The organism is Streptomyces cyanogenus, assembly GCF_017526105.1.
Taxonomy (GTDB): domain Bacteria; phylum Actinomycetota; class Actinomycetes; order Streptomycetales; family Streptomycetaceae; genus Streptomyces; species Streptomyces cyanogenus.
Map to the genome: position 1 here is coordinate 7,608,797 of NZ_CP071839.1, position 15,998 is coordinate 7,624,794.

The 15,998-nt window shown below is 74.0% G+C and carries 1 protein-coding gene; it reads left to right on the plus strand.

What is annotated here, in order from left to right; all coding sequences use genetic code 11:
- The first annotated feature begins 8 nt into the window (after positions 1-8).
- The gene (locus S1361_RS39555; protein WP_243769395.1) at positions 9-15,893 is read left to right on the plus strand and encodes a type I polyketide synthase; all 15,885 of its coding nucleotides are present in this window, start codon (positions 9-11) and stop codon (positions 15,891-15,893) included.
- The last annotated feature ends 105 nt before the right edge of the window (positions 15,894-15,998 follow it).

Consider the following 15,998-nt stretch of genomic DNA (forward strand, 5'->3'; position numbering starts at 1 on the left):
AATGGAAGATGGCCACAGAGCAGGAACTCCTCAAGTACCTCAAGCGCGTCACGACCGAACTGCACGACCTGCGCCGGCAGGTCCGGCGGAACGCGGACGAGCCGGTCGCGATCGTCGGCATGGCCTGCCGGCTGCCCGGTGGCGTGACGACGCCGGAGGAGCTGTGGCGCCTGGTCGCCGAGGGCCGGGACGCCGTGTCCGACTTCCCCGCCGACCGCGGCTGGGACCTGGACGCACTGTTCGACGACGACCCCGACACGACCGGCACCACCTATGCCCGCCAGGGCGGATTCCTGCGCGACGCCGGCCTGTTCGACGCGGAGTTCTTCGGCATCTCCCCGCGTGAGGCGCTGGCGATGGACCCGCAGCAGCGCCTGCTGCTGGAAACCTCGTGGGAAGCCCTCGAACAGGCCGGCATCGACCCGCTGTCCCTGAAGGGCGCGGACGTCGGCGTCTTCAACGGCATCATGGGCGTCGACTACTTCTTCGGCGGCAGCCTCCCGCCGGAACTGGAGGGCTACGCCGGCACCGGCGGCGCGGGGAGCGTCGCCTCCGGCCGCATCTCCTACGTGTTCGGCTTCGAGGGCCCGGCCGTGACCGTGGACACGGCCTGCTCGTCCTCCCTGGTCGCCATCCACCTCGCCGCCCAGGCCCTGCGGCGTGGCGAGTGCTCCATGGCCCTGGCCGGCGGCGCCACCGTCATGGCGACCCCGCACACCTTCGTGGACTTCTCCCGCCAGCGCGGCCTCGCCGCCGACGGCCGCTGCAAGTCGTACGCCGACACGGCCGACGGCACGGGCTGGGCCGAGGGCGCGGGTGTGGTCGTGCTGGAGCGGCTGTCGGAGGCGCAGCGCAAGGGCCACCGGGTGCTGGCGGTCATCCGGGGCAGTGCCGTCAACCAGGACGGCGCGTCCAACGGCCTGACCGCGCCCAACGGTCCTTCGCAGCAGCGGGTGATCCGCAAGGCCCTGGCCGCGGCCGGCCTGACCCCTTCCGACGTGGACGCGGTGGAAGGCCACGGCACGGGCACCGTCCTCGGTGACCCGATCGAGGCGCAGGCCCTGCTCGCCACCTACGGCCAGGACCGCGAACGCCCGCTGTGGCTGGGCTCGTTGAAGTCCAACGTCGGTCACACCCAGGCCGCCGCGGGCGTCTCCGGTGTCATCAAGATGGTCCAGGCCCTGCGCCACGGCATCCTGCCCGCCACCCTGCACGCCGAAGAGCCCAGCACCCGCGTCGACTGGGACGCGGGCGCCGTCCGGCTCCTCCACCACACCAGCCCCTGGCCGGAGACCGACCGGCCACGGCGCGTGGGCGTCTCCGGGTTCGGCGTCAGCGGTACCAACGCCCATCTGATCCTGGAGCAGGCCCCGGAGGAGCCCGCCGCCGAGCTGCCGGCTCCGGTCGACGGTGTGGTGCCGGTGGTCGTGTCGGCGCGGAGCACCGGTGCGCTGGCGGGGCAGGCCGGGCGACTGGCGGAGTTCGTCGCCGACACCGATGCGCCGCCGGCGGCCGTCGCGGGAGCGCTGGTCTCGCAGCGGGCGCTGCTGTCCGAACGCGCTGTGGTCGTCGCCGAGAGCCGCGAGGGAGTGGTTTACGGGCTGCGGGCACTGGCCGCCGGGGAGACGGCTCCCTCCGTGGTCACCGGGTCGGATGCCGACGGCAAGGCGGTGTTCGTGTTCCCGGGGCAGGGGTCGCAACGGGTCGGTATGGGCCGTGAGTTGTATGAGCGGTATCCGGTGTTCGCGCGGGCGCTGGACGATGCGTGCACCGCGTTGGACGGGCAGCTCGGCCTGCAGCAGTCGGTCAAGGATGTGATCTTCGATCACGCGGACCTGCTGGATCAGACGGTGTTCACGCAGGCCGGGTTGTTCGCGGTGGAGTCGGCGCTGTTCCGGCTGGTGGAGTCCTGGGGTGTACGGCCGGACGTGGTGGCCGGGCACTCGATCGGCGAGGTCGTCGCGGCGCATGTGGCGGGGGTGCTGTCGCTGGAGGACGCAGCGGCGCTGGTGGCCGCGCGGGGCCGGCTGATGCAGGCCCTGCCGACGGGCGGTGCGATGGTCGCGGTGGCCGCGAGTGAGGGCGAGGTCGCCGAACACCTCGGTGACGGCGTGGACTTGGCGGCGGTGAACGCACCCGGGTCGGTTGTCCTCTCCGGCGATGAGACGGCCGTTGTGGCGGTGGCGGAGAAGCTGCGCGAGCAGGGCCGCCGCGTGAAGCGGCTCACCGTCTCGCATGCCTTCCACTCGGCCCTGATGGAACCGATGCTGGCCGACTTCACGGCAGCCTTGGAGGGGCTGGCGTGGAACGAGCCCGTCATCCCCGTCGTATCGAACGTGACCGGAAGGCTCGCGGTGCCGGGCCAGTTGACGGACCCGGCGTACTGGGTCGACCACGTCCGCCGCCCGGTCCGCTTCGCCGACGGCATCGCCGCCTCCGACGGCTCGGTGTTCCTGGAGCTCGGTCCCGGTGGTGCGCTGACCGGCGCGATCACGGAATCGGCGGGCGAGGACGCGGTGAGTGTCCCCGCCCTGCGCGACGAGCACGGTGAGACGCGGACGCTCCTGCTGTCCGTGGCGGAACTGTTCGTGCACGGTGCGCACGTGGACTGGGCGGCCGTGCTCCCCGAGGGCGCCACCGAAGCCCACGTGGACCTGCCGACGTACGCCTTCGACCACCAGTACTACTGGCTTCGGATGTCGGAGTCGGTGGTCGACGCGGCGGCCTTGGGGCTGGCCGGCGCCGGGCACCCGCTGCTCGGTGCGGTGGTGCCGTTGCCGCAGTCGGACGGGCTGGTGTTCACCTCCCGGCTGTCCCTGCGCACGCACTCCTGGCTGGCCGAGCACGCCGTCGGCGGAGTGGTCGTCGTGCCCGCCGCCGGGCTGGTGGAGCTGGCCGTCCGTGCCGGTGACGAGGTCGGCTGCGGGGTGCTGGACGAGCTGGTCGTCGAGGCACCCCTGGTCGTCCCCGAGCAGGGTGCCGTACGGGTGCAGATCACCGTCGGCGGGCCTGACGAGACCGGCGCCCGCAGCGTGGAGGTGTACGCGGCCCCCGACGACACCACCGGGGCGGGCGAGCAGGTCACCTGGACCCGGCACGCCACCGGAATCCTCGCGCCGGCCACCGGCGAGACCGCGACCGGCGGCGCCTTCGACTTCACCGCCTGGCCACCGCCCGGCGCCCAGCGGGCCGAGCCGGACGACCTCTACGCCGAGCTGATCGCCCACGGCCACGCCTACGGCCCCCTCTTCCAGGGGCTGCGCGGTCTGTGGCGGCGGGGAGACGAGCTGTTCGCCGAGGCCGCGCTGACGGAGGACGACCACACCGAGGCCGACCGGTACGGCGTTCACCCGGCACTGCTGGACGCCGTCCTGCACCCCGCCGTCCGGGAGGCCGTCGCCGGCGACGACGCGCAGGTGTGGCAGCCGCTGGAGTGGAACAGGGTCGTCCTGCACGCCACGGGCGCCACGGTGCTGCGGGCCCGGCTCGTACGGTCCACCGCCGGTGTCCTGTCGGTGGAGGCCGCCGACGAGACCGGCGGCCCGGTGCTGACGGCGGACGCCGTGACCCTGCGGCCCGTTCCCGCGGACCGCCTCACCACGGCGGGACCCGCCCCGGACGCGGCCGACGCGCTGTTCCGCGTGGAGTGGACCGAGCTGCCCGCACCCCGGCCGGCCCGGGCGGTACCGGACTGGATCGCGCTGACCGAGCCGAGCGAGGTGACGGCGCTGGCGGCCGGCGCCGACCTGCCGGCCGCCGCCGTGCTCGACAGCGTCGCGGACGGCGCGGACGGTACCGCCGCGCTGACGCTGACCAGCAGGACACTGGGCCTCGTCCAGGCCTGGCTGGCAGAGCCCCGGCTCGAAGGCACGCGCCTCGTCGTGCGTACCCGGGGTGCGGTGCCCGCGGGCGGGGACGCGGCCGTGACCGACCCGGCCGCCGCGGCCGTCTGGGGCCTGATCCGGGTCGCCCAGGCGGAGAACCCGGACCGGATCGTCCTGCTCGACACGGACACGCCCCCCGGCACCGACGACGAGTCGCTGCTCGCCGCAGTCCTTGCCACCGGCGAACCGCAAACAGCCCTCCGTGGCGACCGCTGGTTCGCGCCGAGGCTCGCCCGCCCCATGCAGGAGGACACGCCGGTCGCCTTCGACCCGGCCGGGTCGGTCCTGGTCACTGGCGGCACCGGCTCCCTGGGCGCTCTGGTGGCCCGGCACCTGGTGGAGCGCCATGGCGTACGGCATCTGGTGCTGGCCAGCCGGCGGGGACCGGCGGTCGAGGGTGCCGAGGAGTTGGTGGCCGAGCTGTCGGGGCTGGGTGCCGAGTCGGTGTCGGTGGTGGCGTGCGACGTGTCGGACCGGGAGGCCGTGGCCGAGCTGCTGGCCTCGGCGTCGGCGGAGCGTCCGCTGTCGGGTGTGGTGCACACGGCGGGTGTGCTGGACGACGGTGTGATCGGCGCGTTGACCCCGGAGCGGCTGGCCGGGGTGTTCGCGCCGAAGGTGGACGCGGTTGCGCATCTGGACGAGCTGACGCGCGAACTCGCCCCGGATATCGGCGCGTTCGTGGTGTTCTCGTCGGCTGCGGGGGTGTTCGGTTCGGCGGGGCAGGGCAACTATGCGGCGGCGAACGCGTATCTGGACGCGGTGGTGCAGCGTCGGCGGGCCGCCGGGTTGCCGGGTGTGTCGTTGGCGTGGGGTCTGTGGGAGCAGGCCACCGGCATGACCGCCCACCTGAACGACGCCGACCAGGCCCGCATGAACCGCGGCGGATTCCAGGCGATCGCCGCCGACGAGGGCCTGGACCTCTTCGACGCGGCCCTGCGCACCGGCGACCCCCTGCTCGTCCCGATCAAGCTGGACCTGCGGGCGGTACGCGCCGAGGCCGCAGCCGGCGGCGACATACCGTCCCTGCTGCGCACACTGATACCGCACAGCCGCCGTGCCGCCGCCCGCATCGCCGCCGGACGCGGCAGCGGCCTGGCCGGCCGGCTGGCGGGCCTGACCCCGGCCGAGCAGGAGACCCTGCTCCTGGACCTGGTCCGCACCCATGTCGCGACGGTGCTCGGTCACACCGGCCCCGAGAAGGTCAAGGCCGACAAGGCGTTCAAGGACGCCGGCTTCGACTCGCTCACCGCCGTCCAACTGCGCAACCGGCTCCGTGACACCACCCGGCTCAGCCTCCCCGCCACCCTCGTCTACGACTACCCGACCCCGCTCGCCCTCGCCCGCTTCCTCCGCGACGAACTGGCGGGGCCGAGCGGGGACGCCCTCGGCGCGGCGGCTCCCACGGTCGTCGTGGCCGACCCGGACGAGCCGATCGCCGTCGTCGGCATGGCCTGCCGGCTGCCCGGCGGTGTCGACAGCCCCGAGAAACTGTGGCGGTTGGTGGTCGAGGGCCGCGATGCGATCTCCGGCTTCCCCGCCGACCGCGGCTGGGACGTGGACGACCTCTTCGACACCGACCCCGAGAACATCGGCACCTCGTACGTCGACCAAGGCGGCTTCCTGCACGAGGCGGGCCTGTTCGACGCGGGCTTCTTCGGCATCTCGCCGCGTGAGGCGCTGGCCATGGACCCGCAGCAGAGGCTGCTGCTGGAGACGTCCTGGGAGGCGCTGGAGCGGGCGGGCGTGAACCCGTCCGCGCTGAAGGGCTCGGACGTCGGCGTGTTCTCCGGCGTGATGACCCAGGGCTACGGCATCGGCGGCGACATCCCGCCCGAGCTGGGCGGCTTCACGGCCACCGGGTCCGCCGTGAGCGTGGCCTCGGGCCGGGTGTCGTACGTCTTCGGCTTCGAGGGCCCCGCGGTGACCGTGGACACCGCCTGCTCCTCCTCGCTGGTCGCCATGCACCTGGCCGCGCAGGCCCTGCGAGGCGGCGAGTGCTCCCTCGCCCTGGCCGGCGGCGCGACCATCATGGCGACCCCCGGCACCTTCGTGGAGTTCTCCCGGCAGCGGGCCCTCGCCCCCGACGGCCGGTGCAAGGCCTTCTCCTCCACCGCCGACGGCACCGGCTGGGCCGAAGGCGTCGGCGTGGTCGTCCTGGAACGCCTCTCGGAGGCACGCCGCAAGGGCCATCGCGTCCTCGCCGTACTGCGGGGCAGCGCGATCAACCAGGACGGCGCCTCCAACGGGCTCACCGCCCCCAACGGTCCCTCGCAGCAGCGGGTGATCCGCCGGGCGCTGGCGGCGGCCGGACTGTCCACGACGGACGTCGACGCGGTGGAGGCACACGGCACGGGCACGGCCCTCGGCGACCCCATCGAGGCCCAGGCCCTGCTGGCCACCTACGGCCGCGACCGCGAACAGCCCCTGTGGCTCGGCTCGGTGAAGTCCAACATCGGCCACACCCAGGCCGCCGCCGGCGTCGCCGGCGTGATCAAGATGGTCGAGGCGCTACGACACGGTGTCCTGCCCCCGACCCTGCACGTGACGGAACCCACCCCCCAGGTCGACTGGTCGGCCGGCTCCGTCGAACTCCTCACGGAGGTCCGGGACTGGCCGGACACCGGCCGTCCGCGTCGCGTCGGCGTCTCCTCCTTCGGCCTGAGCGGCACCAACGCCCACCTCATCTTCGAGCAGGCACCGGAGGAGCCGGTCGCCGCACCTGAGGCGTACGACGGTGTGGTGCCGCTGGTGGTGTCGGCGGCGTCGCCGGGCTCGCTGTCGGCCCAGGCGGAGCGACTGGCGGCCTTCGCCGGGGACACGGACGCGTTGCCGGCCGAGATCGCGGGGGCGCTGGCGGCCCGGCGGGCGGTGCTGTCGGAGCGGGCCGTGGTCGTCGCCGGGTCCCGGGAGGAGGCGGTGGCCGGGCTGAGCGCGCTGGCCAAGGGTGAGAACAGCCCCGCCGTGGTGCTCGGGTCCGCGGGTGCGCCTGGGCGGACGGTGTTGGTGTTCCCGGGTCAGGGTTCGCAGTGGCTGGGGATGGGCCGGGAGTTGCTGGAGTCCTCGCCGGTGTTCGCGGAGCGGATCGGGGAGTGTGCCCGGGCTTTGGAGCCCTGGGTGGACTGGGACCTGACGGCTGTCCTTCGCGGTGACGTCGATCTGCTGGCGCGGGTGGATGTGGTGCAGCCGGCGAGTTTCGCGGTGATGGTGGGTCTGGCGGCGGTGTGGGCCTCCGTCGGGGTCGTACCGGACGCGGTGGTCGGGCACTCGCAGGGCGAGATCGCGGCTGCGTGTGTGGCTGGTGCGTTGTCGCTGGAGGACGCGGCGCGGATCGTGGCCGTGCGCAGTCAGGTGATCGCGGGTGGGTTGGCGGGCCGGGGCGGTATGGCGTCGGTGGCGCTGTCCGAGGCGGAGGCGGCCTCCCGGATCACCGCCTGGAACGGCCGGGTTGAAATAGCCGCCGTCAACAGCCCTTCCTCCGTGGTGATCGCCGGAGACGCGGAAGCGTTGGACGAAGCCCTCGCCGCTCTTGAAGCCGACGGTGTACGGGTGCGCCGGGTGGCGGTGGATTACGCCTCCCACACCCGCCATGTCGAGGCCATCGAAGGGGCCTTGGCGGAAGCCTTCTCCGACATCCGCAGCCAGGCACCGCTGGTGCCCTTCTTCTCCACGGTCACCGGGGAGTGGGTGCGCGAGACGGGTGTCCTGGACGGTGGTTACTGGTACCGGAACCTGCGCAGCCAGGTCCGCTTCGGACCTGCCATCGCCGCTCTCCTCGCCGAGGGCCACTCGGTGTTCATCGAGTCCAGCGCCCATCCGGTCCTTGTGCAGCCGGTGAACGAGATCGTGGACGAGACGGGGACGGAGGCCGTCGTCAGCGGCTCCCTGCGCCGTGAAGAGGGCGGTGTGCGACGGCTGTCGACGTCGATGGCCGAGCTGTTCGTCAAGGGCGTGGAGCTGGACTGGACGGGTGTCCTGCCCGCCGGTGCGGATGCCGTGCAGGTGGACCTGCCGACGTACGCCTTCGACCACCGTCACTACTGGCTCAAGCCCGCCCCCGCGGCCGACGCCGCCGCCCTCGGGCAGGCGGGCGCCGACCACCCCCTGCTCGGTGCCGTGGTCGAAGTGCCCGAGACCGGCGGTGTGTTGTGCACGTCCCGGCTGTCCCTGCGCACGCATCCCTGGCTGGCGGACCACGCGGTCGGCGGGGCAGTGCTCGTCCCGGGAACCGGGCTGGTGGAGCTGGCCGTGCGGGCCGGTGACGAGGTCGGCTGCGGAGTCCTCGACGAACTGGTCATCGAGGCACCGCTGGTGCTGCCGGAGCACGGCGGGGTACGCCTCCAGGTAGCCGTCGGCGGCCCGGTGGAGACGGGTTCCCGGACGGTCGCCGTGTACTCGGCGCCCGAGGACGCCGGCGGAGACGTCGGTGGCGACGCCTGGACCCGGCACGCCACCGGCACCCTGACCGCGCCGGCGCCGGCCGACCCGGCCCCGCCGGTCGCCGACCTCGCCGTGTGGCCGCCGACCGGTGCCCGGAAGGTGGACGTCTCCGGTGGCTACGAGCTGCTGGCGGCGGCCGGTTACGGGTACGGGCCGGTCTTCCAGGGCGTACGAGCCCTGTGGCGGCGCGGCGACGACCTCTTCGCCGAGGTCGCGCTGCCCGAGGACCAGCGGGCCGGCGCCGCCCGGTTCGGCATCCACCCGGCCCTCCTCGACGCCGCGCTGCACCCCGCGATGCTGGACGTGGCGCTCGCCGACCCCGTGGGCGAGAACCGCACCGACGACGGCAACGGCGTCCACCTCCCGTTCGGCTGGAACGGGCTGCACCTGCACGCGGCCGGCGCCTCCGCGCTGCGCGTGCGCCTGACCCGGTCCGCACCCGACGCCCTGTCCCTGGAGGCGGCGGACGAGACCGGTGCGCCGGTGCTCACGCTGCGGTCGCTGGTCTCCCGGGCCGTGTCCGCCGACCAGCTCGGCGCCACGGCCGACGACAACCGGCACTCCCTGTTCCGCGTGGAGTGGACGGAACTGCCCGGCAGCACGGAGCCGGGCATGGACCTGCCGCCCGCCTGGGTGCCGATCACCGAGCCCGCGCACGTGGCCGCGCTGCGGGACGGCTCGGGTGTGCCCCCGGTGGTAGTGCTGGAAGCCGGCCGCACCGAGGCGCCGGACGAAGTGGCGGCGCTCGCCCTGACGGGCCGCGTGCTGGAGATCGTCCAGGCGTGGCTGGCCGGCCCGGGTCTGGACGCGGCCCAGCTGGTCGTCGTCACCCGGGGTGCGGTGCCCGCCGCCGGCGAGCAGGCCGTGACCGACCCGGCCGCCGCGGCCGTCTGGGGCCTGATCCGGGTCGCCCAGGCGGAGAACCCGGACCGGATCGTCCTGCTCGACACGGACACGCCCGCCGGTACCGACGTCGAGTTGCTGCTCGCCGCCGTCCTTGCCACCGGCGAACCCCAGATCGCCGTCCGCGGCACCCGCCTGTTCGCGCCGAGGCTCGCCCGGGCGACCGCGCCCGCGGCACAGGACGACACCGGGGCTCCGCGCTTCGACCCGGCGGGGGCGGTCCTGATTACGGGCGGTACGGGCGTGCTGGGTGCTTTGGTGGCTCGGCACTTGGTGGTGCGGCATGGGGTACGGCATCTGGTGCTGGCGAGTCGGCGGGGTTCGGCGGCCGGGGGTGTCGGTGGGTTGGTGGCCGAGCTGTCGGGGCTGGGTGCCGAGTCGGTGTCCGTGGTGGCGTGTGACGTGTCGGAGCGGGAGGCCGTGGCCGGGCTGCTGGCTTCGGTGTCGGTGGAGCGTCCGCTGTCGGGTGTGGTGCACACGGCGGGTGTGCTGGACGACGGTGTGTTCGGTGCGTTGACCCCGGAGCGGCTGGCCGGGGTGTTCGCGCCGAAGGTCGACGCGGTTGCGCATTTGGACGAGCTGACGCGCGAACTCGCCCCGGACATCGGCGCGTTCGTGGTGTTCTCGTCGGCTGCGGGGGTGTTCGGTTCGGCGGGGCAGGGCAACTATGCGGCGGCGAACGCGTATCTGGACGCGGTGGTGCAGCGTCGGCGGGCCGCCGGGTTGCCGGGTGTGTCGTTGGCGTGGGGTCTGTGGGAGCAGGCCACCGGAATGACCGCCCACCTCGACACCGCCGACCAGGCCCGGGTGAGTCGGAGCCGCAGTCAGACCATCGCCCCCGACGAGGGCCTGGAGCTGTTCGACGCGGCCCTGCGCACCGGCGACCCCCTGCTCGTCCCGATCAAGCTGGACCTGCGGTCCATGCGTGCCGATGCCGCAGCCGGCCGTGGTGTACAGCCCCTGCTGCGCGGCCTGGTCAAGGTGGCCCGGCAGGTCGCGCGGGCGGCAGCCGCCAACGACGGCACCGGGGAACTGGCTCGCCGTCTCGCCGGGTTGGACACGGCGGAGCAGGAGACGTTGCTGTTGGACCTGGTGCGGACGCACGCGGCGACCGTGCTCGGCCACTCCGGTCCGGAGGGCATCAAGCACGACACGGCGTTCCGTGACTCCGGGTTCGACTCGCTCACCTCGGTCGAACTGCGCAACCGGCTCCGCGAGGCCACCGGCCTCAAACTGCCCGCCACCGTGGTCTTCGACCACCCGACCCCGCTCGCCCTGGCCCGCTACCTGCACGGCGAACTGGGGGAGACGACGGCCGCGATCGCCGACACCCCGGCCCCGGCGGTCACACTCGCCGACCCGGACGAGCCGATCGCGATCGTCGGCATGGCCTGCCGTCTGCCCGGTGGTGTCAACAGCCCCGAGGAGCTGTGGCGGTTGGTGTTCGAGGGCCGGGACGCGATGTCCGGCTTCCCCGACGACCGCGGCTGGGACCTGGAGGGACTGTTCGACTCCGACCCCGACAAGGCCGGCACCTCCTACGTCGACCAGGGCGGCTTCCTGCACGAGGCGGGCCTGTTCGACGCGGGCTTCTGGGGGATCTCGCCGCGTGAGGCGCTGGCGATGGACCCGCAGCAGCGGCTGCTGCTGGAGACGTCCTGGGAGGCGCTGGAGCGGGCGGGCATCGATCCGCTGTCGTTGAAGGGCACGGACGTCGGCGTCTTCTCCGGCCTCATGGGCCAGGGCTACGGCTCCGGCGGCGACATTCCCGCCGAACTGGAGGGCTTCGTCACCACCGGCGCCGGCAGCAGCGTGGCCTCGGGCCGGGTGTCGTACGTGTTCGGCTTCGAAGGCCCGGCCGTGACCGTGGACACCGCCTGCTCGTCCTCCCTGGTCGCCATCCACCTCGCGGCCCAGGCGCTGCGCGGCGGCGAGTGCTCCCTCGCCCTGGCCAGCGGCGCGGCCGTCATGTCCAGCCCCGGCGCCTTCGTCCAGTTCTCCCGGCAGCGGGGTCTGGCCTCGGACGGACGTTGCAAGTCGTACGCGGATGCGGCCGACGGCACGGGCTGGGCCGAGGGTGCGGGTGTGGTCGTGCTGGAGCGGCTGTCGGAGGCGCGGCGCAAGGGTCACCGGGTGCTGGCGGTGGTGCGGGGCAGTGCGGTGAACCAGGACGGTGCGTCCAACGGCCTGACCGCTCCCAACGGTCCTTCGCAGCAGCGGGTGATCCGCAAGGCGCTGGCGAACGCCGGGCTGACTCCGGCGGACGTGGACGCGGTGGAGGGGCACGGCACGGGCACCGTCCTCGGCGACCCGATCGAGGCGCAGGCACTGCTCGCCACCTACGGCCAGGACCGCGAACGCCCGCTGTGGCTGGGCTCGTTGAAGTCCAACATCGGTCACACCCAGGCCGCCTCCGGCGTGGCCGGTGTGATCAAGATGGTGGAAGCCATGCAACACGGCGTCCTGCCGCCCACCCTGCACGTGGACGCTCCGTCGTCCCAGGTCGACTGGACGTCCGGAGCGGTCGAACTGCTCACCGAAGCCCGAGACTGGCCCGAGACCGGACGTCCCCGCCGGGTCGGTGTCTCCTCCTTCGGGCTGAGCGGTACCAACGCCCATCTGATCCTGGAGCAGGCGCCGGAGGAGCCCGCCGCCGAGCCGCCGGCTCCGGTCGACGGTGTGGTGCCGGTGGTCGTGTCGGCGCGGAGCGCTGGTGCGCTGGCGGGGCAGGCCGGGCGGTTGGCCGCGTTCGTCGGTGGGACCGATGCGCCGCTGGCGGCCGTGGCGGGGGCGCTGGCGTCCCGGCGGGCGGTGCTCTCGGAGCGGGCCGTGGTCGTCGCCGGGTCGCGTGAGGAGACGGTGGCCGGGCTGCGGGCACTGGCCGACGGGGAGACGACGCCGCTCGTGGTCACCGGGTCGGATGCCGACGGCAAGACGGTGTTCGTGTTCCCGGGGCAAGGCTCGCAACGAGTCGGTATGGGCCGTGAGTTGTATGAGCGGTACCCGGTGTTCGCGCGGGCGCTGGACGATGCGTGTGCGGCCTTGGACGAACAGCTCAACGCGGAACTCCCCCTCAAGGACGCGATCTTCGATCACGCGGACCTGCTGGACCAGACCGTGTTCACGCAGGCCGGTCTGTTCGCGGTGGAGTCGGCGCTGTTCCGGCTGGTGGAGTCCTGGGGCGTACGGCCGGACGTGGTGGCCGGGCACTCGATCGGCGAGGTCGTCGCGGCGCATGTGGCGGGGGTGCTGTCGCTGGAGGACGCGGCGGCGCTGGTGGCCGCGCGCGGCCGGCTGATGCAGGCCCTGCCGACGGGTGGTGCGATGGTCGCGGTGGCCGCGAGTGAGGGCGAGGTCGCCGAACACCTCGGTGACGGCGTGGACTTGGCGGCGGTGAACGCACCCGGATCGGTCGTGCTGTCCGGCGATGAGACGGCCGTTGTGGCGGTGGCGGAGAAGCTGCGTGAGCAGGGCCGCCGGGTCAAGCGGCTCACCGTCTCGCATGCCTTCCACTCGGCCCTGATGGAGCCGATGCTGGCCGACTTCACGGCAGCCTTGGAGGGGCTGGCGTGGAACGAGCCGTCCATCCCGGTGGTGTCCAATGTGACCGGAAGGCTCGCGGTGCCGGGCCAGTTGACGGACCCGGCGTACTGGGTCGACCACGTCCGCCGCCCGGTCCGCTTCGCCGACGGCATCACCGCCTGCGGCGGTTCGGTGTTCCTGGAGCTCGGCCCCGGTGGTGCGCTGACCGGCGCGATCACGGAATCGGCGGGCGAGGACGCGGTGAGCGTGCCCGCCCTGCGCGACGACCGCGGCGAGGCCCAGACCCTGCTCACGGCCGTGGCCCACCTCTTCGTACGCGGCACGACGGTGAACTGGGCGGCGATCCTTCCGGAGGGCGCCACCGAAGCGCACGTGGACCTGCCCACGTACGCCTTCGACCACCGCCACTACTGGCTGCACATGGCCCCCGCCACCGACGCCGCCGCCCTCGGACAGAGCACGGCGAACCACCCGCTGCTGGGTGCGGTGGTGCCGTTGCCGCAGTCGGACGGGCTGGTGTTCACCTCCCGGCTGTCCCTGCGCACGCACTCCTGGCTGGCCGATCACATGATCGGGGGAGTGGTCGTCGTGCCCGGCGCCGCGCTGGTGGAGCTGGCCGTACGGGCCGGTGACGAGGTCGGGTGCGGGGTCGTGGAGGAGCTTCTGATCGAGACGCCGCTGGTGATGCCCGAGCAGGGCGGTGTGCGGATGCAGGTCACGGTCGAGGCTCCGGACGCGGAAGGCCGTCGTGCGGTGACCGTTCACTCCGCGCGGGAGGATGCCGTAGGTGAGACGGGCGCCGACGGGTGGACCCGGCACGCCACCGGAAGCCTCACCGGTGCGGTTCCCGCGACGGCCGGCGCCTTCGACTTCGCCGCCTGGCCCCCGCCCGGCGCGCAGGCGGAGGACCTGACCGGTGCCGAGGAGCGGCTGCTCCGGCACGGCTACGAGTACGGCCCGGTCTTCCAGGGCCTGCGGGCGGTGTGGCGGCGCGGCGAGGAACTGTTCGCCGAGGTCGCGCTGCCGGACGGGCAGCGGGACGCGGCGGCCCGGTTCGGCATCCATCCCGCCCTGCTGGAAGCCGCCCTGCACCCGGCGCTGCTCGATGCCTCGGCCGCCGACGACGCTCGGCTGTGGCAGCCGCTGGAGTGGAGCCGGCTGGCGCTGCACGCGGAGGGCGCCGGCGTGCTGCGCGTGCGTCTGGCGCGGTCCGCCTCCGGCGCCCTGGCGGTCGAGGCCGCCGACGCGGCCGGTGGCACCGTGGTCACGGCGGAGGCCGTCACGCTACGGCCGCTCTCGGCCGAGCAGCTGTCGACGGCGGCCGGTACCGGCGCGGACGACGGGCTGTACCGGGTGGAGTGGACCGAGCTGCCGTCCGCGGCCGGCGCCGGTGAGGTGCCCGAGGCGACGGTGGTCGAGGCGCGGTCCGGTGACGACGACACGCCCGTGGCGTTGGCGGGGCGGGTACTGGAGGCCGTGCAGGCATGGCTGGCGGAGGAGGGCACCGAGGACAGCCGGCTGGTCGTGGTTACCCGGGGTGCCGTGCCCGCCGGTGGCGATGCGGCGGTCACCGACCCGGCCGGCGCGGCCGTCTGGGGCCTGGTGCGGGCCGCGCAGGCGGAGAACCCCGACCGGATCGTCCTCGTCGACACCGAGACGGGCGAGACCGACCTAGGTCCCGTCCTGGCGAGCGGCGAGCCGCAGGTGGCCGTCCGGGGCACGGCGCTGTACGTGCCGCGGCTGGCGCGGCTGGCCCCGGCCGGCGGCTCCGGGACACCGGCGCTGGACCCGGAGGGCACGGTCCTGGTCACCGGCGGCACCGGGACGCTCGGCGCCGAGGTCGCCCGGCACCTGGTCGAGCGGCACGGCGTACGCCATCTCGTGCTGGCCGGCCGCCGCGGGAGGGCAGCCGAGGGCACCGACCGGCTCGTCGCCGAACTCGGGGAACAGGGAGCCGACGTGTCGGTGGTGGCGTGCGATGTCACCGACCGCGCCGCGCTCGCCGCGCTCCTCGCCGCCGTACCGCAGGCGCACCCGCTGACCGCCGTCGTGCACGCGGCACGCGTCTTCGACGCCGGGGTGATCGGCGAGATGGACCGGGACCGGCTGGCCCGGGTCTTCGCCCCCAAGGTGACGGCCGTCCGGCACCTGGACGAGCTGACCCGCGAACTCGCCCCGCAACTCGCCGCGTTCATCCTGCTGTCCTCCGCCTCCTCCGTCTTCCTGGGCGCGGGCACCGGCGGCTACGCGGCGGCCAACGCCTATCTCGACGCGGTGGCCCACCGCCGCCGGGCGGCCGGTCTGCCCGCCGTCTCGCTGGCCTGGGGCCCGTGGGAGCCGACCACCGGCCAGGATCCGGCCACCGGTGAGGCCGCACCGCATCGGACCGGCCGGCGCGGCGGTGTCGTACCGCTCACGCCGGGGGAGGGGATGGAACTGCTCGACGCGGCCCTGCCGGCCGGCGAGGCGCTGGTGCTGCCCGTGAAACTGGACCTGCGGGCACTGCGCGCCGACGCCGCGCTCGGCGCCGGTGTCGCGCCCCTGCTCCGCGGCCTGGTGCGGACCGGCCGGAAGGCCGCCCGGACCGGCGCCGGGGACTCCGGCGGACTCGCCCGCAAGCTGGCCGCGCTGTCCCCGGCCGAGCGGGAGACGCTGCTGCTGGAGCTGGTGCAGGGCCGGGTGGCGACCGTCCTCGGCCACACCGGGGCGGACCAGATCAGGGCCGAAACAGCCTTCAAGGACGCCGGGTTCGACTCGCTCACCTCGGTCGAACTGCGCAACCGGCTCCGCGAGGCCACCGGCCTCAGCCTGCCCGCCACCGCCGTCTTCGACTACCCGACCCCCCTCGCCCTCGCCCGCTACCTGCACGACCGGCTGGCCCCCGGCGACCAGGCCGCTCCGACCACGCACCCCCTGCTCGCCGAACTCAGCAAGCTGGAGACCCTCTTGGCCGGCACCGCGCCCGACGACACCACCCGCGCCCAGGTCGCCACCCGGCTCCAGGGCCTGCTCACCACCTGGTCCACCGCGAACGTCGGCGAGCCGGACACCGAGGAGGACCTGGACTTCGCCTCCGCATCCGACGACGACCTGTTCGAACTCATCGACACCGAATTCGGCCACTAACCACCGGAGACCGGTCACCGGCCTCCCGTCATCGGTCTCCGACCGGGCGGCCCGGCGCCCGGTCACTGCAGTACCCCCACGCCATGTCCACGCCCGCCCCGCAGT